The organism is Veillonella montpellierensis, from assembly GCF_947090115.1.
Lineage (GTDB): Bacteria > Bacillota > Negativicutes > Veillonellales > Veillonellaceae > Veillonella > Veillonella montpellierensis.
Window position 1 is genome coordinate 84,271 of record NZ_CAMUMS010000005.1, and the last position, 19,248, is coordinate 103,518.

18 protein-coding genes are annotated in these 19,248 nt (G+C 34.6%); 17 read left to right on the plus strand and 1 reads right to left on the minus strand.

What is annotated here, in order from left to right; all coding sequences use genetic code 11:
• Positions 1 to 33 precede the first annotated feature (33 nt).
• The 16 genes from polA to P6940_RS03825 all read left to right on the plus strand — a co-directional run bounded on the left by polA (position 34) and on the right by P6940_RS03825 (position 16,551).
• A complete protein-coding gene (polA, locus tag P6940_RS03750; protein WP_277293238.1) occupies positions 34 to 2,667 on the plus strand; it encodes a DNA polymerase I in 2,634 nt (877 codons plus the stop codon).
• A gap of 25 nt (positions 2,668 to 2,692) precedes the next feature.
• Positions 2,693 to 3,304, plus strand: coding sequence for a dephospho-CoA kinase (gene coaE, locus P6940_RS03755; RefSeq protein WP_277293239.1), 612 nt, complete (start codon positions 2,693 to 2,695; stop codon positions 3,302 to 3,304).
• Positions 3,305 to 3,871: a lytic transglycosylase domain-containing protein gene (locus tag P6940_RS03760; RefSeq protein ID WP_277293240.1), complete on the plus strand. Its 567-nt coding sequence runs from the start codon at positions 3,305 to 3,307 to the stop codon at positions 3,869 to 3,871.
• A gap of 6 nt (positions 3,872 to 3,877) precedes the next feature.
• Positions 3,878 to 4,531, plus strand: coding sequence for a hypothetical protein (locus P6940_RS03765; RefSeq protein WP_028256951.1), 654 nt, complete (start codon positions 3,878 to 3,880; stop codon positions 4,529 to 4,531).
• Positions 4,532 to 4,777: 246 nt separating this feature from the next.
• On the plus strand, positions 4,778 to 5,236 hold the full coding sequence (gene rimP, locus P6940_RS03770) for a ribosome maturation factor RimP (protein ID WP_277293241.1): 459 nt from the start codon (positions 4,778 to 4,780) through the stop codon (positions 5,234 to 5,236).
• 29 nt (positions 5,237 to 5,265) lie between these two features.
• The gene (gene nusA, locus P6940_RS03775) at positions 5,266 to 6,363 is read left to right on the plus strand and encodes a transcription termination factor NusA (RefSeq protein WP_277293242.1); all 1,098 of its coding nucleotides are present in this window, start codon (positions 5,266 to 5,268) and stop codon (positions 6,361 to 6,363) included.
• Positions 6,363 to 6,629, plus strand: a complete 267-nt coding sequence (rnpM, locus tag P6940_RS03780) for an RNase P modulator RnpM (protein WP_038151206.1) — start codon at positions 6,363 to 6,365, stop codon at positions 6,627 to 6,629. The genes nusA and rnpM overlap by 1 nt, the downstream gene beginning before the upstream one ends.
• Positions 6,622 to 6,930: a L7Ae/L30e/S12e/Gadd45 family ribosomal protein gene (locus P6940_RS03785; RefSeq protein ID WP_028256947.1), complete on the plus strand. Its 309-nt coding sequence runs from the start codon at positions 6,622 to 6,624 to the stop codon at positions 6,928 to 6,930. The genes rnpM and P6940_RS03785 overlap by 8 nt, the downstream gene beginning before the upstream one ends.
• Positions 6,931 to 6,947: 17 nt before the next feature.
• Complete coding sequence (gene infB / locus P6940_RS03790; protein WP_277293243.1) at positions 6,948 to 9,308, plus strand: translation initiation factor IF-2; 2,361 nt, start codon at positions 6,948 to 6,950, stop codon at positions 9,306 to 9,308.
• Between the two features lie 10 nt (positions 9,309 to 9,318).
• Positions 9,319 to 9,678, plus strand: a complete 360-nt coding sequence (gene rbfA, locus P6940_RS03795) for a 30S ribosome-binding factor RbfA (RefSeq protein WP_028256945.1) — start codon at positions 9,319 to 9,321, stop codon at positions 9,676 to 9,678.
• Entirely contained in the window at positions 9,671 to 10,612 is a 942-nt protein-coding gene (locus tag P6940_RS03800) for a DHH family phosphoesterase (RefSeq protein WP_038151200.1), read from the plus strand. The genes rbfA and P6940_RS03800 overlap by 8 nt, the downstream gene beginning before the upstream one ends.
• Entirely contained in the window at positions 10,612 to 11,490 is an 879-nt protein-coding gene (gene truB / locus P6940_RS03805; protein ID WP_277293244.1) for a tRNA pseudouridine(55) synthase TruB, read from the plus strand. Before P6940_RS03800 ends, truB begins: the two co-directional genes overlap by 1 nt.
• Positions 11,491 to 11,500: 10 nt before the next feature.
• Positions 11,501 to 12,442, plus strand: a complete 942-nt coding sequence (ribF, locus tag P6940_RS03810) for a riboflavin biosynthesis protein RibF (RefSeq protein ID WP_038151195.1) — start codon at positions 11,501 to 11,503, stop codon at positions 12,440 to 12,442.
• Between the two features lie 222 nt (positions 12,443 to 12,664).
• Positions 12,665 to 13,432, plus strand: coding sequence for a shikimate kinase (locus tag P6940_RS03815; RefSeq protein WP_028256941.1), 768 nt, complete (start codon positions 12,665 to 12,667; stop codon positions 13,430 to 13,432).
• Positions 13,429 to 15,579 (plus strand): SF1B family DNA helicase RecD2, encoded by a 2,151-nt coding sequence (locus P6940_RS03820; protein WP_277293245.1) that lies wholly within the window; start codon positions 13,429 to 13,431, stop codon positions 15,577 to 15,579. The genes P6940_RS03815 and P6940_RS03820 overlap by 4 nt, the downstream gene beginning before the upstream one ends.
• Before the next feature lie 291 nt (positions 15,580 to 15,870).
• Positions 15,871 to 16,551, plus strand: a complete 681-nt coding sequence (locus tag P6940_RS03825; protein WP_038151192.1) for a ComF family protein — start codon at positions 15,871 to 15,873, stop codon at positions 16,549 to 16,551.
• A 130-nt stretch (positions 16,552 to 16,681) separates the two neighbouring features.
• Here P6940_RS03825 and P6940_RS03830 read toward each other — a convergent pair whose 3' ends face one another.
• A complete protein-coding gene (locus P6940_RS03830; protein ID WP_277293246.1) occupies positions 16,682 to 17,284 on the minus strand; it encodes an HD-GYP domain-containing protein in 603 nt (200 codons plus the stop codon).
• A gap of 605 nt (positions 17,285 to 17,889) precedes the next feature.
• Between P6940_RS03830 and P6940_RS03835 the strand changes: the two genes are divergently transcribed.
• Complete coding sequence (locus P6940_RS03835) at positions 17,890 to 19,230, plus strand: anaerobic C4-dicarboxylate transporter (protein WP_028256937.1); 1,341 nt, start codon at positions 17,890 to 17,892, stop codon at positions 19,228 to 19,230.
• The last annotated feature ends 18 nt before the right edge of the window (positions 19,231 to 19,248 follow it).

Sequence of the window (19,248 nt, forward strand, 5' to 3'; positions counted from 1 at the left end):
AAGTTGATGATATATGTAATAATGAGGTGCTATATGAAACAGTTAATGATTATAGATGGTAGTAGTTTGTTGTATCGAGCTTTTTTTGCATTGCCTCCACTAAAGAGTGCGCTAGGCGTGCCAACAAATGCAGTATATGGTTTTTTGACCATGTTGATTAAATTATATGAAGAGATTCATCCTGATTATATAGTGGTAGCTTTTGATAAGGGAAAGGTAACATTTCGTACAGAACTATATACTGACTATAAAGGCAATCGTCCAGAAGCACCTGATGATTTACGGCCTCAATTTGCTTTGATTAGAGAAGTTTTAGAAGCTATGGGGATACGTGTTATTGAACAAGAAGGCTTTGAAGGCGATGATATTATTGGATCATTAAGCAAGATATTTGCTACTCCTGATCTAGGGGTTAAGATTATTACTGGCGATCGCGATACTCTACAATTGGTGAGTGAGCATGCAGATGTGATGCTCACCAAAAAAGGGATTTCTGATATGTTAGAGGTCACTATGAGTACGATGGAATCATTATACGGATATGGACCAGATAAAGTGATAGAAATGAAGGCGTTGATGGGAGATAGTTCTGATAATATTCCAGGTATACCAGGGGTAGGGAAAAAAACGGCATTAAAATTAATTACGGCGCATCAAACATTAGAAGGTGTATATGACCATATTGATGAAATTAGTGGGAAAAAGTTAAAGGAGAAGTTAATAGATAATAAAGAATTAGCTTTTCTATCGAAGCAACTAGCCACTATTAAAACAGATATGGCGTTAGATGTTACATTAGAAGATTTTACAACTAACTTTCATCTATCAGAAGTAACACCATTGTTTAATCGCTTGGGATTTCATAATCTAATACCTCGTCTTGTAAAAGTCATGGCGCCTAATGAAGTAAGTGGTGATGAGGATTCATTATTTTTTGATAACACCTTAGTACCTGCTATACAATCATTGGAAAGTTCCTCCTTAACAGCGGAATATTATACAGAAAAAGATATTGCTATATATGTACGAACAGATGGCATAGCACCTTTTGAAAAAGCAGTAACTGTGTATTTGTATAATGGAGAAGATGTTATTACTGTTCATGGTGATGATGGTGCAGGTATACAACAAGTGGTAGCGGCACTTCACAAAGCAAATCGCATTATTACGATACAAAGTAAACAGTTGTTAGAAATATTTGATACTGACATGATAGATAAGATTCCTTTGTTTAATGAAACAGGAAAAGCACATGTGCTAGATGTAGCATTAATGGCGTATTTACTTGACCCTACACGTACTAATTATGGAATGCTATATTTGTGTGAACGTTTTAAAGCCCCTATGATTCATGCATCGGGAAATGAACAAGAATTTATATCGATGGTAACATCGTTGTATGCCATGGTATCTACTGCACAAGAGGAAATGATAGCACGTAAGTTGTGGGATTTATATATGACGATTGAATTGCCTTTAGTTAGAACCTTAGCTATTATGGAAAAAAATGGTATATATATTGATCCTATAGCATTAGATGAAACGCGGCTTAAATTTACTGCAGAACTCGATGTATTGAAAGATGATATATATAAAGAAGCAGGAGAAACATTTAACATTAATTCGCCTAAGCAATTGGGGATTATTTTGTTTGAAAAACTAGGACTACCCGTCATAAAAAAAACTAAGACGGGTTACTCTACTGATGCAGAAGTATTAGAAATGTTGCGACATGAAAGTCCTATTATTGAAAAAATAGTAGCTTATCGCACAGTTGCTAAGTTGGTATCAACCTATTTAGAAGGCCTAGCCGTTCTCATTAATAAAAACACACATCGCATTCATACGCATTTTAATCAAATGGTAACGGCTACAGGTAGACTTAGTAGTTCTGAACCTAATTTACAAAATATACCAGTTCGTACGGAAAAGGGGAAAGAAATTCGAGCTTTATTTTTGCCAGGTGAGGGATATGATATATTGGTTAGTGCTGACTATTCACAAATTGAGCTACGAATATTAGCTCATTTATCAGGAGATGAGGCACTTATCCAGGCTTTCAAGAATGGTGCTGATATTCATAGATTTACAGCTGCAGAGGTGCTAGGTAAAAAACCTGAAGATGTTACAAGTTTAGAACGATCTCATGCCAAAGCAGTTAATTTTGGGATTATTTATGGCATTAGTGATTTTGGATTATCTAGGGATTTAGGCATTACTCGACAGGAGGCAAAAAAATATATTGATTTATATTATCAACGATATCCTAACATTAAGAAATATATGAGTTCAGTAATTCAACAAGCACATGAAACTGGTGAAGTGCGTACAATGTTTGGTCGCCTTCGTCAATTAGATGATATTAATAGTAAAAACTTTAATCGTCGATCCTTTGCGGAACGGACAGCTATGAATACACCTATTCAAGGGACCGCAGCGGATATTATTAAGATTGCCATGAATCGTGTTGAACAAGAGTTAGAAAAGGGCAAGTTTGCATCACGCTTATTATTACAAGTGCATGATGAATTAGTGTTAGAGGTAAAACAATCAGAAGAACAAGAGATTGTAGAATTACTACGTTCTGTTATGGAACATGTAGTGTCCTTACAAGTACCATTAATTGTAGATATTCACAGTGCTAGAAATTGGGCGCTTGTAAAATAGCTATTTATAAGGATAAGGTGATAGTATGTATAAAATTGGCTTAACAGGAGGTATTGCGGCAGGAAAAAGTACTGTTTTAAACTGGTTATTAACACATGATATAGCAACTGTTGATGCGGATGTTGTAGCGCGGCAAGTCGTAGAACCACATACACCTGGGCTAGAGGCTGTTGTAGCAGCATTTGGGAAAGATATAGTGCAAAACGATGGCACATTAAATCGTGAAAAATTGGGGGCTATTGTATTTCGAGATGAAGATAAACGCCATCAACTAAATGCAATACTTCATACATATATTTACGAAAAAATGATGGACTTAACTGCTGCGTATGAAGCAAAGGGATATGAGACTATTATTTATGATATTCCTCTACTTATTGAAACTGGATGGATTACTATGATGGATGAAATTTGGCTTGTCTACGTGGATTATGATGTGCAGTTAGCAAGGTTAATGGAGAGAAACGGTTATACCCAAGAACAGGCAAAAGCGCGTATTGATAGTCAAATGCCGTTAGCAGATAAGAAAAAATATGCTCAGGTTATCATTGATAATAATGGTAGTGAGCGTGATTTGTATGAACGATTAAATGAACTGTGGAGAAAAGAATGTCATAGATTTGTAAGGAGAAAATAAGTGCGTGGTAATACTTTCTTAGCGTGGGTTATTATTATTATGTCGATTGGTTATTTCGTGCATATTGAACCGTATATGGCTAGACATTATGCGTATCCTTTTATGTATCGAGACGTAGTTGAACAAGAAGCAATCGAGAATCATGTGCCAGCTTCATTAATTGCAGGGATTATTTTAGCAGAAAGCAAGTTTAAAGAAGAAGCAACATCAGACAGAGGGGCTGTAGGATTGATGCAGTTAATGCCCGATACGGCTCTTTGGATCGGCAAGGAGTTAAATCAATCAGAATTATCTGAAAATGATATTAAAAATCCTAAGGTGAATATAAAATTAGGAACTTGGTATATAGCACATTTGTTAGAGGAGTATCATGATAATGAAATTTTAGCATTAGCAGCTTATAATGCGGGGCGTGGACATGTGGATGATTGGATGAAAGAAAATGGATGGGATTATGAGTTTTCTAATATTCGCGATATTCCTTTCCCAGAAACACGAAAATATGTAGAAATGGTACTGGCCTATCAAAAGCAATATGAAGTGTTATATCCGCTAGAAAGGAATTAGTCAGATATGGATAAAATTATTGAGGAATGCGCAAAATTAGATTATGCGTGGCTTCCATCGACTGTGGGAGATTTTTCTTTAACAATTGATACATGTATAGATGGTGATTTTTATCGTTTGTTTCATTATCAAAATCAAGCTGGATGGCGATGGGAAGCATTATATGATAAAGAAGTTGAAGATTATACAGTTCATATCGTGATGCCTCTATTTTCATTTGTGGATATTAATTTTATAAAAACAAAAATTAGTGAATTTTGGCATATCTTGCAAGAACGTATGGTACAAGAAATGGAAGGCCTATTTATAAGCCCAGAGAATAGGTTTACCTATCAATATCGGAAAAAAGGATTGGTCAATTGGGATTTTTCTAAGTATTTACCATCTTCGGTAGGACCATTTACATGTGATATTACCCCTAGTAATGCTATTAAAATGATTAATGGTTCATATATTATTGCAGAATATAAAGATAGTACTAATAAAAATGGGTTACTATTATTCTATAACGTTTTTCGTGATGAATTTTTTGCCGAATTACGACATCATAATTATCCAGAAATTAATCATGATCTTGATGCAGATAGCATTGCAGCATTAGAAGTAGCATTAGATACGTCATTAATTACTGTGTTAAGAGAATTAGAAAATCGCTTATAAAGTAGTAGCCTATGTAGTATGCTATGAGTACATTTTGATATAGTAAACTACTATCGTTTATTAATTGTGGAAAAGTACGAGTGAGTTTTTAGCAAGTCATTTGCGTTCCTATCTATTTTTATAGCTATGTAGACAATACTTGTAATATTACGATATTAATGCTATAATAAAGGCAACTTTTATATGTGAATTTTAAAAGAGTGGGCAATAGCTCACTCTTTACTTTATGCTAGGGAGGTGATAGTTGTGAAGAAACAAGATATAGAGGAGTTAGTATCTGCCATTGTTGAGAATATTATAGAAGGCACAACGATGGAGTTGGTTGACGTAGAATATGTTAGAGAACGTGACTGGTATTTACGTGTATACTTAGATAAGGAAACCGGCATTGATTTAGATGATTGTCAGATGGTAAGTGAAAAACTTAGCGAAGAATTGGACAAACAAGATCCAATCGAAGAAAATTATCTTTTAGAAGTGTCTTCTCCGGGCCTCGATAGAGTATTAAAAAAAGATAAAGATTTGATTCATTATAATGGAAGAGAAGTAGACGTACAGTTATTTAAACCGGTGAATGGTAATAAGCACTATGTGGGTATATTGCATGGTTTTGATGAGGACACAATTGTTATTATTATTGATGAGAGGGTTATAGCATTTGAAAGAAAAACAATTGCACAGATTAGATTACACCTTGATTTTTAAATATATTATATAGTTATGGAGGAATTGTAGTGAGTCAAGAACTAATACAAGCAGTGTTGGTATTAACAAAACAACGTGGTTTTTCGCCAGAGGTGATTTTTGAATCTTTAGAGGCTGCTTTATTGCAGGCTTATCGCAGAGAACTAAATGCTAACCCAGAAGCCTATGTGGAATTAAATCGAGAAACAGGGGAATATAAGGTATTTGCTAAAAAGAAAGTGGTTACTGATGTAGAGAATGAAGAAAGTGAAATTTCTCTACAAGAGGCACGTCATCATTACGATGTACGTTATGATATAGGTGATGTAATAAAAGTAGATGTAACACCTAAAAATTTTGGGCGCAGTGCGGCTCATACGGCAAAACAAATGCTAATTCAGCGCCTAAAAGAAGCGGAACGCAGTGTTGTTTTTGAAGAATTTTCTAGTCGAGAAGGAGATATTATTACCGGTACTATTCAACGAGTCGATGGGAAAAATGTCTTTATTGATTTAGGAAAAACAGAAGCAATTTTACCACCTACAGAACAAATTAGTACAGAAACCTATGTAGAAGGCCAGCGTATTAAATGCTATATAGTAGAAGTTAAGAAAACGAATAAAGGTCCACAAATTATGATTTCACGTACTCATCCAGGCTTGTTAAAACGCTTGTTTGAGTTGGAAGTGCCTGAAATTTATGAAGGGGTAGTGGAATTAAAATCAGTAGCTCGAGAACCGGGTCAACGATCAAAAATCGCGGTCACATCTAGAGATGAAAATATTGATCCTGTAGGGGCATGTGTAGGGCCTAAGGGGCAACGGGTACAAAATATTGTTGATGAATTGCATGATGAAAAAATTGATATTGTAAAATGGGATGAAGACCCAGTAGTATATATTGCAAACTCATTAAGCCCTGCAAAAGTGATATCTGTAGATGTTGATTTAGAAGAGAAAACATCACGAGTTATTGTTCCTGACTATCAACTTTCATTGGCTATTGGTAAATCGGGACAAAATGCACGATTAGCAGCTAAATTGACGAATTGGAAAATCGATATAAAAAGTGAAAGTCAAGCTGCAGAAGAAGACGATAGTATTATTGAAGAAAATGTATTAGTTGATTTTTCAGAAGGTGATGCTTAATGAAAAAGAAATCTCAACCTATGCGTTTGTGTATAGGCTGTGGTGAATCTAAAAATAAGCGGGATTTGTTACGGATAGTTATGAGTCCTAATGGCACTGTATCTATTGATAGAACTGGTAAAGCCGCAGGTCGTGGTGCTTATATTTGTCCTAACAGTATCTGTTTTGAAGCAGCCTATACAGGTAAACGTTTAGAAAAATCATTTAAACGGGCTATATCAAAAGATGTATATGATACATTGAAAGATGATTTAGGATATGAATGAAATTAAAATAGTTAATTTATTAGGCTTAGCACAACGAGCGGGAGAGCTGCAGTCAGGTGACTTTATTGTAGAGAAAGCTGTCAAGAAAAGAACCGTCAAGTTACTAGTGATGGCAACGGATTGTGCAGCTAATAATGAAAAAAAGTATGAAGAATTAACTAAGAAATATAATATTCCAATGCGAAAAATTCTAACAAAAGAACAGTTGGGACATGCCATCGGTAAGGAGCTACGAGTCGTATTGGCTATTAATGATGATGGTTTTGCTAAGGCATTATTAAAGGAAATCGGTGAAATATGAGTTAAGGGGGTATGTAGATGTCTAAAAAAAGAGTACATGAAGTAGCAAAAGAAATGGGTATTGACACAAAAAAAGTTATGGCTATTTTAGAGCAACATAACATTCAAGTTAAAAGTGTATTGAGTGGTATTGATGATGTTGCTTATGAAACGGTAAAAAAAGCACTTTCACCTAAAACAACAGAAAGAGTTAGCCATACACAAGAAAATCATGTAACTACTCATCATAAACAAGAAAGTAATAAACCTCATAAAAAAGAGGTTCAAAAAAATCAGAAGCATGATGATAAACATGATGGTAGAGTAGTTCAAAATACGGATAAAGTAGCACATCAAAAACATACTCATATGGATAAAGCTGAGGGAAAAGTTAATCATTCAGCACACAGTCACACTAAACATATTCATAATGAGAAAAATAGTAATAATCATAATGAACGTAATGAACGTAATGAACGTAATGAGCGTAATGAGCGTAATGATCGACGGAATAAGAAGAAAAATAATTCAAAAGGCAGAGCACAGTCATTATTATCTACATCGATTGCTAAAAATAAAAATCGTGTAAAACAACGTAATGAACAAAATATTCGTCATAAAGAAGAAGAACGTCGTAAAGCAGAAGCCGCTATTGCTACATCCATTGAATTAAGTGGTTCTTTAACAGTTAAAGAATTAGCAGAGAAGATGGGGCGTGAAGTTAGCGAAATTATTAAGAAGTTGATGTTGCTAGGGGTTATGGCCACCATTAATCAAGAAATTGATATGGAAACAGCTACAATTGTAGCAGAAGATTTTGGTGTAGAAGTTGTAGAAGTTGAACCTGAAGAGGATCCAACTGATATTGTTGATATTGAAGATGCACCAGAAACGTTACAACCACGACCCCCAGTTGTCACTATTATGGGTCATGTTGACCATGGTAAGACATCTTTGTTAGATGTTATTCGACAAACGAATGTTACTTCTACAGAAGCTGGTGGCATCACTCAACATATTGGGGCGTATCAAGTTCGTTATAAAGGAAATAAAGTTACTTTCTTAGATACTCCAGGTCATGAAGCGTTTACAGCGATGCGTTTACGTGGTGCTAAATCTACTGATATTGCTGTATTAGTTGTAGCAGCTGATGATGGTGTTATGCCACAAACTGTAGAGGCCATTAATCATGCTAAGTCAGCAGAAGTGCCTATTATTGTGGCGATTAATAAAATGGATAAACCAGGCGCTAACCCAGACCATGTGAAGCAGCAATTATCTGAACATGGATTATTGCCAGAAGAATGGGGCGGCGATGTTATTATGGTTCCTGTATCTGCTAAGAAACGAGAAGGTATTGATGATTTATTAGAAAATATTCTTCTTGTAGCAGAAGTGATGGAATTGAAAGCAAATCCAAATCGACATGCACAAGGTGTTGTTATTGAAGCTCAGTTGGATAAAGGGCGCGGTCCAGTTTGCACAATGTTGGTGCAAAAAGGATCTTTGCGTGTAGGTGATACTATTTTAGCAGGTACTGCTTATGGTAAAGTGCGTGCTATGACAAATGAACGGGGCGAAAAAGTAAAAGTAGCACGGCCTTCAATGCCAGTGGAAATTCTTGGTTTGTCCGATGTACCATTAGCTGGTGAAGTAATGGTATCCGTTGATGATAATGAAGCAAGAACAATTGCGGAAAAACGTATTGCAAAACAGAGAGCTGAAGAAGCAAAAGCATCACATAAGATTTCTTTAGATGATATTTTCCAACAAATTAAAGAAGGGGAAATGTCTGATTTAAATATTATCATTAAAGCCGATGTACAAGGGTCTGTGGAAGCATTACGTCAATCATTAGAAAGCATTAAAAATGATCAAGTTCGTATTGTTATCGTTCATGCTGCAGTAGGGGCTATTAATGAATCTGATATTATGTTAGCCTCTGCGTCCAATGCAATTATTCTTGGATTCAATGTTCGCCCAGATGCAGTCGTTCGCAATGCGGCAGAAAAAGAAAAAGTAGACTTACGGACATATCGTGTTATTTATGATGCAATTAATGACGTTGAATCGGCTATGGTTGGGATGTTGGCGCCTGAATTTAAAGAAGTTATAGTTGGTCGTGCCGATGTACGCCAAGTTATTTCTACACCAAAAGCAATAGTGGCAGGCTGTTTTGTCACAGAAGGCCGCATTACTAATGACTCTGAAATCCGTTTAATTCGCGATGGCATTGTAGTTCATGAAGGTAAAGTTGATTCTTTACGACGCTTTAAAGACGAAGTGAAGGAAGTGAAGGCTACATTTGAATGTGGTATTTCTATCGAAGGGTATCGCGATATTAAAGAAGGCGATGTTATTGAAGCCTTTTTGATGGAAGAAATTAAACCTACATTATAGGAGGTTTTATATGAGTGATGTACGAGTAAGAAAATTACAACAATTTATAAAGCAAGAAGTGAGTGGCATGCTAATGCGTGGACTAAAAGATCCACGTATTGGTTTTACTACCGTTACTGATGTAGAAGTGACTGGTGATTTGCGACAGGCTACTATCTATGTGAGTTTATTTGGTGATGAAACGGCTAAAGCGGAAACATTACGAGCTTTGCAACATGCTAGTGGACATATACGGTCTGAACTTGGAAAAGTATTACATCTAAGATATACTCCAGAAATTTTATTTGACCAGGATACTTCGCTTGATTACAGTATGCATATTGAATCTATTTTACAAACCATTAAGAAAGACGAGTCTAACAATGAGTAAGATTACTATATCAGAACTTCATCAAGCTATTAAGCAAGCACAGACTATTATTCTTACGGTACATGTTCATCCTGATGGAGATGCCTTAGGGTCTATGCTATCAATGTATGAAACATTATTACAACAAGGAAAAGATGTAGTTATGGTAGTAGATGATAGCATTCCTATAAAATATAAATTTTTGGACCATGTGGATGCCATTTATCATGTAAATGACTATGTACAATCTCATAGAGCAGATATGTTACTGGTGCTAGACGCAAGTACATATGAACGGATTGGTCGAGTTGGAGAACTTTCGTACGCAACGATATATAATATTGATCATCACGTATCTAATACAAATTTTGCAGATGGATTATATTTGCAAACTAATTTTGCAGCCACAGGAGAAATTCTGACCTATCTTTACAAAGAATGGAATTGGGAAATTACTCCATCTATGGCTAATGCACTATATATGGCTATTGCTACAGATTGTGGATTCTTCAAGTTTAGTAATACTACAGGACATACGTTGGCGATGGCAGCTTATTGTGTTGATTGTGGTGCTATGCCACATATCGTATCAGAAGCGATTGAATCAACGACGATAGAGCGTATTGAAATTACTAAATTGGCGATGCAAACGATTTCATTTTATAAAAATGGAACCGTTGCAACGATAGAGTTACATCAAGAGGCTATGAAAACATTAGGCAATGATACGGATGGTTTTGTAGACCTTATTCGAAATATTAATTCAGTGGATATTGCTATTTTATTAAAAGCACAAGATGATACGACGACTCGAGTTAGCCTACGGTCTAAACAAACTGATGTTAATGCTATTGCTAATCATTTTGGTGGCGGAGGACATATACGTGCAGCAGGATGCACTATTTCTGCCTCATTGGAAGAAGCTAAACGTAAGTTATTACAGGTAATTGATTAATGGACGGAGTACTTGCATTTTTTAAGCCCCCTGGAATTACTAGTCATGATGCTATTGGCATTTGTCGACGTATTCTAAAAGAACGAAAAATTGGACATAGTGGGACATTAGATCCACTAGCGTATGGAGTGTTACCTATTTTTGTGGGGAAAGCAACAAGGTTAATTGAATATACGAATGACTTAGAAAAAACATATGTAGCAGAAGGCATGTTTGGTCATTTTACTGATACAGAAGATAGTTCTGGAGTGCCTATAGAATCTATGATTAAGGTAAGTAATTATATTCCTACAATGAAAGATTTGGAGACTGTTTGTCACAAATTTTTAGGCGTATCTCAGCAGCGACCATCTTCTTATTCAGCGATTAAAGTGAACGGTGTACGTGCCTATGAATTAGCGCGGGCTGGTAAGACAGTAACATTGCCAGAACGGACAATTACTATTTTTAATATACAATTATTGGCCTATCAGTATCCCTATTTTACGCTTCGCATTACCTGCTCATCAGGTACTTATATACGGTCCCTGTTGAGAGATATCTTTTTACAGGTAGGCATTCCAGGCACGATGACACAGTTAGCACGTACACAAGTAGGCTCTTATAAAATAGCAGATACGGTTACGGCAGAAGAGTTGATGTTGCAGACTAATGCAGCTTTATTACCCGTAGATTCTTGTGTATCTTTTCTTGATACAATTACTATTGATAACAGAGAACTATTAGATTTAACGCAAGGAAAACAGTTAGGCATTACTAAACATTTTGCCCATACACAAGTAGGTAGATGTTATCGAGTATATTCACCAAAAGGCTTTTTGGGATTAGCTCGACGGACAAAGGATAGTATTAAAGTGGAAAAAAATATATTTTTATAAAAGGGCTATTATGAAAATTATTCATTCTTTTGAAGAATTACATGAGATACAACATAATATAGTTATTGCATTAGGTACTTTTGATGGTATTCATATAGGACATCGTGCTGTTATCAATCATGCTAAACAAATTGCTATTTCTCATGATGCAGTGCTTGTAGTGGTTACTTTTGAAGCACATCCATTATCTATTTTATCCCCAAGTCATGCACCTAAATCACTGGCGTTAAAAGAAACGATGTATGCAGTTCTTGATGAACTTGGAGTGCAGTATGTAGTATCATTGCCGATGACCATAGATTTACTACGTATGTCAGCTCATGATTTCATGGAAGCATTGTCGATACAAAATAATTTATTAGCTGTCGTTGTAGGCGAAAATTATACGTATGGAGCAAAGGGACTTGGTAATATTACTACGTTGCAGAGTTACTTTACAGGTACGATGACAACTGTATATGTCGAACCATTAAGCAAGTGGCATAATTCTGATACGCCTATTTCTAGCACTGTTATACGAGACGCTATTAGTTGTGGACAAATCGAATATGCTAACGAATTACTTGGCAGGGCCTATTCTTTTACAGGAACGGTTATTAAAGGTGATCAGCGAGGTCGTACATTGGGTTTTCCTACATTAAATTTCTTATTTCCCTCATGTATGGTAACACCAATGGACGGTGTATATGCAAATCGTGTGTGCATAAAAGGTACGTGGTATAATGGAGTAGGTAATATTGGAGATAATCCTACTTTTTTAAATCAATATCATCGTTGTGAAGTTCATGTATTTGATTTTGATCAATCTGTGTATGGAGAAACCGTTATTGTTGAGTTTATTGCTTTCTTGCGAGGAGAAGAAAAGTTTGATAGTTTATCTGCTTTGATAGAGCAGATGAAGCTAGATGAAGAAAAAGCATTACGTATTTTAGCTGATAAGAATTTTATCTAAGGGGATACAAGAATAGTTATATGCTTTTACTGTGGAGAATTATTTTATCATAGCATAAAGGTTATATCTTTGTTGTGGCAAAGATAGAGCGTATAAAATAGTGGTAGAGAGAAAGTTTGGCTCTCTACTATTTTTTTATGCTATACTATCAGTGTATGATAAAGGAGACTTTTAGTCATTGGTAGAAGTTACTATATAGAAGGTACATGAAGAGGTGTAATCATGGATTTACAAGAAGCAAGAAATAAAATTGATGCTATAGATACCATACTAGCTAATACATATGCAGAACGATTAAAAATTGTATTGGACATTGCTAAATATAAAGATGAACATCATTTGCCAATCACTGATGACAGTAGAGATCGGGAAATTGTGAAAAAACAATCTGATGCGTGTACAGATGAATCGATAAAGGTGTATATTGAAGAATATTTAGAATCTGTTATTGCGATTAGCAATAAGTTTTTAAAGAATCATATGCGGCAACATATTTTCTTAATTGGTATGCCAGGAGCTGGTAAGACTACGGTAGGCAAAGCATTAGCTCAGGAACAAGGATTAGAATTTTTTGATGTAGATGCAGAAATTCAAGAAAAAACTGGTAAATCGATTCAGAATATTATTATTCATGATGGAGAAGATACATTTAGGCAATATGAATATGATGTCATTAGTGCTATCATTGCTGACAAAAATCCAAGTGTTATTGCTACAGGTGGTGGGACTGTATTATCAGAAAAAACAGTTCAGCTTATGAGAGAGAATGGCTTTGTTGTATTTATTCATCGTAATGTTAAGCAAATTCTTGATGATTTAGATATGGAAATTCGCCCGTTATTAAAAGAAAGTATTGAGTATATTTTCCGACTATATGAAGAACGATATCCATTATATGAAAAAGTTGGTCATATTAAAATTGAAAATTCTAGTAATGTATCAGATACAGTAGCAGCTATTGTTAAAGCATTACCTATGTCAGAATCATGATAGAATCAATTAGAGGTTTTGTATATCGGCTCATTTATAGTAATACGACTAATACGTATTGTGTGTTTCGATTGCGTGATTATAATGATGAATACGTTACTTGTACTGGTAAATTTGAGGCTCCTAGAGAAGGCGATGATATTGAATTATCAGGACGTTATAGGGAGCATGAAAAATATGGTTTTCAATTTGAAGCTATAGCAATAGAGAAATTAAAACCAGATAACTTAGGCACTGCAAAACAATATTTACTTAATCTAGGGGTTAAAGGATTAGGAGAAAAATCAGTTGAAAAAATAATAGACTATTTTGGCGAGGCCTTATTAGAGTTATTAAAATCTAACAATCCCAAAGAAATTAAGGACGTACCAGGGCTAAGAAATTCCATTAAAAATGAATTGTATAATACTTTATTAGGAGAAGGAATGTTATCAGAACTTACGAAGTTCTTTGAGGAGCATGGTATTAGTGGGAAATGGAGCCGATTAGTATATACATTTTATGGGGCGTCAGCGATACAGGCGTTGGAAAATAATCCGTATTCCTTATTGCAAATAGCTAATGATATTACATTCAATGTAGTGGATACATTGGCAAGTAATTTAGGGTTGGAAGGAAGTGATACACGACGCATTGAAGCGGGCATATCTTGGATTTTACAGAATATTTCTAATTATGGACACACCTGTTTACCTGTAGATGAGTTAATTCAGAAAGCATCTGACTTATTGATTGGGTATGCTGATGAAATAGCTGATTATATTGAAGAATTAATCGATATAGGGCAGATATGTGCTACCAATGAGTCAGGTATTTTATATGTATATCCACCAGAGTTATATGTAGCAGAATATGAAAGTGTAGAAAAAACTAAACGATTATTGCAGCACAGTGCTTCTATTAGTTTAGACTATGAAGAGTTTATTCAGAATTTCGAAACAACGAATCATATTTTATTGGGAGAGGATCAAAAGGAAGCGATTACACTTGCTTTTACAGAGCAGTTCTCTCTTATCACCGGTGGGCCAGGTACAGGGAAAACAACAATTATTAAAACATTAGTAGAGGGGTTTCAATTAGCTGGTGAACATCGCATTGTACTATGTGCACCTACAGGACGTGCTGCTAAGCGGCTTACAGAAGCTACGGATTATGAAGCTACTACGATTCATAGATTATTATTGCCAGTTCAAGGCAGTGACTCCTATGATTTTATGAAAAATGAAGAGGATCCATTAGAGGCAGATGTAGTTATTATTGATGAAGCATCTATGCTAAATGTGAGATTATATTATTCTTTATTAAATGCGATTCCTGAAGAAGCAAGAATTATAATTATTGGTGACGTGAATCAGTTGCCACCGATAGGTGCTGGTTTTGTACTAAAAGATTTATTAGATAGCGGTATAGTCCCTTTTACAAAGCTATATAGGATATATCGACAGGATTCAGGTAATAGTATTATTTCTAATGCCTATAGAATTAATCAAGGGGAGATGCCTACATTATCATCGGAAGGAGAATTTATCTTTATTACTGTATCTAATTTGCCGGAATTGATGAATACAATAGCTACTATATATGAAAAAGAAAAGGAAATAGTACATGATGAACTAGACTTGCAGATTATTTCTCCTATGCGACGTGGTCAGGCTGGTAGTCTTGCGATTTCTAAGCATATACAAAATATTGTAAATCCGTCATCATCTATGAAACCAGATATAAAAGTAAATGGTATTATATATCGAGTAGGTGATAAGGTCATTCAAGTAATTAATAATTATGAGTTGGAAGTATTTAATGGTGATATAGGAATTATTTTTGGGATTTCTAAAACAGATATATTAATTCGTTTTATTCATAAAGAGGTACGACTTTCTATTGATGAAGCGACTATGATTATGCCTGCTTATGCTATTACTGTTCATAAGAGTCAAGGTAGCGAATATGGTACAGTCATCATTCCTTTTATCCCTAATTATGGTGGTATGTTGCAGAGAAACCTATTATATACAGCGGTTACTCGTGCGAAAAATAAAGTAGTACTTGTAGGCACCAGTAGTGCTATTGAAAGGGCAGTTCATTCTGTTAGCACAGATAATCGATATACTTTATTTAAGGAGCGATTACAGGGTCTTTGTGACTAGTGGTTTAGATTAGTATGTTAATTATTTATAGTATTACTTATTAGATAGACTTTATTTGTAATAGATAATCATACTATTTTTAAGTAGCATTTTAGTAATGATGGAAGACTATAGCGTAAGTAGTGTAAAGCATTATTTTATATTAGTGAAGCATTCGTAGATGATTATGATCGGGATATGATGGTTATTTAGATAAAAAATAGAAATATAAAATGGTATAGAGTATGGCCATAATAAATAGCAAAATATAGTAAGTATGGTGTCTTACATCATGAATAGGGAGATATATATATGCTCGATACACTTTGGAGTTACTTATTTCCACCTGTTTGCCCTCATTGCGGTACACCTGTTGTGGCAGAAGGCGTTTGGTGTGAAAGTTGTTATCAAGAATTATTACATATTCACTCGATTGATATGCCTTGGGGGTCACCTGTGGATCGAGTTTGGGTATTAGCACATTATGATGGAGGTATTAAATCTATTCTACATGATATTAAATTTAATCATCAAAAGAAGCAGTCCAAATGGGCTGCTTCTTTTTTGCAATCTTTTTCTTTGCAATTAGCAGCATGTAGTATAGAGCCAGATATAGTAGTACCAGTGCCTAGTAGTGATAAAAAAATAGAAGAAAGAGGCTATAATCAAGTTGATATATTATTTAAAGAGTGGGTTAGGGAGTTATGGATAAGAAAGGGAAGACATTATTGGCAATGGTGCGATTGTTTAACCAAGATAGATACGGGAAAGTCGATGTGGGAGTTGACGAAAAACGAAAGATCTACGAACGTACTACATACATTTAGATTATTAAAAGACTATAGTGATTGCTCTAAGATACAAGGAAAAAATATCCTTATTGTAGATGATATTTACACTACTGGTGCTACTATAGAGGCAGTAGCCACTATTCTTAAAGACGAAGGTGCGCATAGTATTCAAGCTCTTACATTGGCTAGTGGAAGTTTTTAATATAGCTGTTTTTATTAGCATAGTGTGAATGGAAAGAAAAAAATCACCTAATCTATGTATGTATAGAATTAATCTAATACTACAAAATAAAAGGTGATTTGTACTAGTACAGTATTTTATATAGTCGTTATTATCCTAATACTGTAATAAAGGCCTTTACAATATCTGGATCGAATAAAATGCCAGAAGCGCTAAATAATTCCTGAATTGCTTCTTTTTTAGTTTTAACCCAACATTCACTAGAAGGATTTATGACAGAGTCGTAATAATCAGCCACAGCAATAATTCTAGCACCTAGTGGTATATTAGCACCGCGTAGATGTTTTGGATAGCCAGCGCCGTCCCAGCGTTCATGATGATAGCGGATATAGGGCAATATTTGCTGGCAACACGGATAGTTCTCTATCATATTAGCACCATTCACAGGATGTTGTTTATATTTTGCTAGTTCTTGGCGATTTAAGTAGGGTGCTTTTTGTAATACTGCATTCGGGATTATAAGTAATCCCACATCATGTAATAAGGCGGCATGTCGTATTTGTTCTATTTCGTTATAAGGCAATCCTAATTTAGCAGCAATACTTACTGCATAATTAGCTACTTGTAGTGAATGTGTATATAGATGTTGATTTTTCATTTGAATTATTTGCAATAATTGTGCACTGATAGCCTCTAAACTATCTTGTTCAAGTTCATACAGACCTGATGGCTGCATCAATGACAACATAAACATATAACGATACCCCTTTAACTAACAATAGAAATTATTATCATCATATCATATACAGATACGTACTTGTATATGTTACGGTTCATTGTATGATGAATAGTTTACTTTTAATCCGTTCTAACCTTACAGTATTCGTATTATATAACAAATTAAGTGTTTTGTGTATAGATTATATGTACGATAAAAAGATGAGGTATCTCAAAAAAATATAATAAAAAAACTTGATTTTTTGAGATTACCTTATTGATAAGGTTTTTTAAAGTGGATTTTCCTTAGTAACAAAAAAGCAAGTTCTTTTTATATCAGTTCTATGCTTTTTTTATATAGTTAACCAGAATATTTTTGATTTTTGATGGATTATATTGAATGTGGTCTAAGATATAGCAATATATTATGGATATATATTATATATCATTATATATATTCACAATAGCATTCTATTTTGTATATTCTATATAAAAAACTATTAGTTAGAGTCTTATGATTCTTTTTTATTTTATAGTTCTTGTTATATCGTTTTATAATAGCCTTGTAAATTATTAGGATAAGTATTTTAGCTAAAACAACTTAACACTTAATAAGTATTATAATTATTATAGGAGGACTGTATGGAAATTATTTTAGGATTTATTGTACTTTTACTGTGTTTATTATTTGGTGTTCGTCATGGAGGATTAGGTTTAGCTGTTATTAGTGGTATTGGTCTTACTATTTTTACATTTGTTTTCGGCTATAAGCCTGGCAAACCACCAGTAGATGTTATGCTAATTATTTTAGCAGTTGTTACTTGTGCTGGTTTTCTACAAACATCTGGTGGCTTAACGGTTATGCTAAAATATGCAGAAAAGTTTTTGCGTAATAATCCTAAGCATGTTACAATTTTTGCTCCATTAACCACATGGTTCTTAACTATTTTGTGTGGTACTGGGCATGTAGTGTATACTATGTTTCCCATTATTTATGATATAGCTATTAAGCAAGGCATTCGACCAGAACGGCCTATGGCTGTTGCATCAGTAGCCTCACAAATGGCTATCTGTGCATCTCCCGTATCTGTTGCAGTAGTATCTATGGCGGCTTTTTTTGTGGCTGCAGGATATGACTACTCTGTATTACAAATATTATCAGTATCAATACCTGCCACAGGTTGTGGAGTGTTATTAGCTGCATTATGGAGTTATAGACGAGGAAAAGACTTAGATAAAGATCCTGCTTTTCAGGCCTTGATTGCGGATAAAGAAAACAAAGAATATGTATATGGTGATAGTGAAACACTTGTCGATAAAGAGTTGCCAAGATCGTATCATTGGGCGATGTATATATTTTTAGTTGGTATTATTGTGATTGCCGCATTAGGTAATTTGCCATCTTTTTTACCTCATTTTGTAGATAAAACAGGGGCTAGTAAGCCAATTTCCATGGTTGTTGTTATACAAATGGTAATGCTTTTGGTATCGGCTTTGATATTAATTGTTACTAAAATTAAAGCAAAAGATGTAGGAAATTGCCAAGTCTTTAAATCTGGTATTGTTGCACTAGTATCAGTATATGGTGTTGCTTGGATGGCAGATACGTATTTTTCAAATCATATGACTATTTTAAAAGAGGTATTAGGTGTAGCCGTACAATCATATCCTTGGGCCTATGCCATATTAGTATTCTTTACGTCAAAATTAGTTAATTCGCAAGGTGCAGCCATAGCTATTGTAGTACCGATGGCGTTACATGTAGGGATGGATCCAATCTTAGTAATATCTTTTATTTCTGCTTGTTATGGATATTTTTTCCTACCTACGTATCCATCTGATTTAGCATGTATTGGGTTTGATAGATCCGGAACAACACGAATTGGTAAATATATTTTAAATCATAGTTTTATGATTCCTGGTTTAATAGGGGTAATTTCTGGTTGTTGTGTGGGCTACGTGATTGCACATATTATTTTGTAATAAAATTATCTAGATATA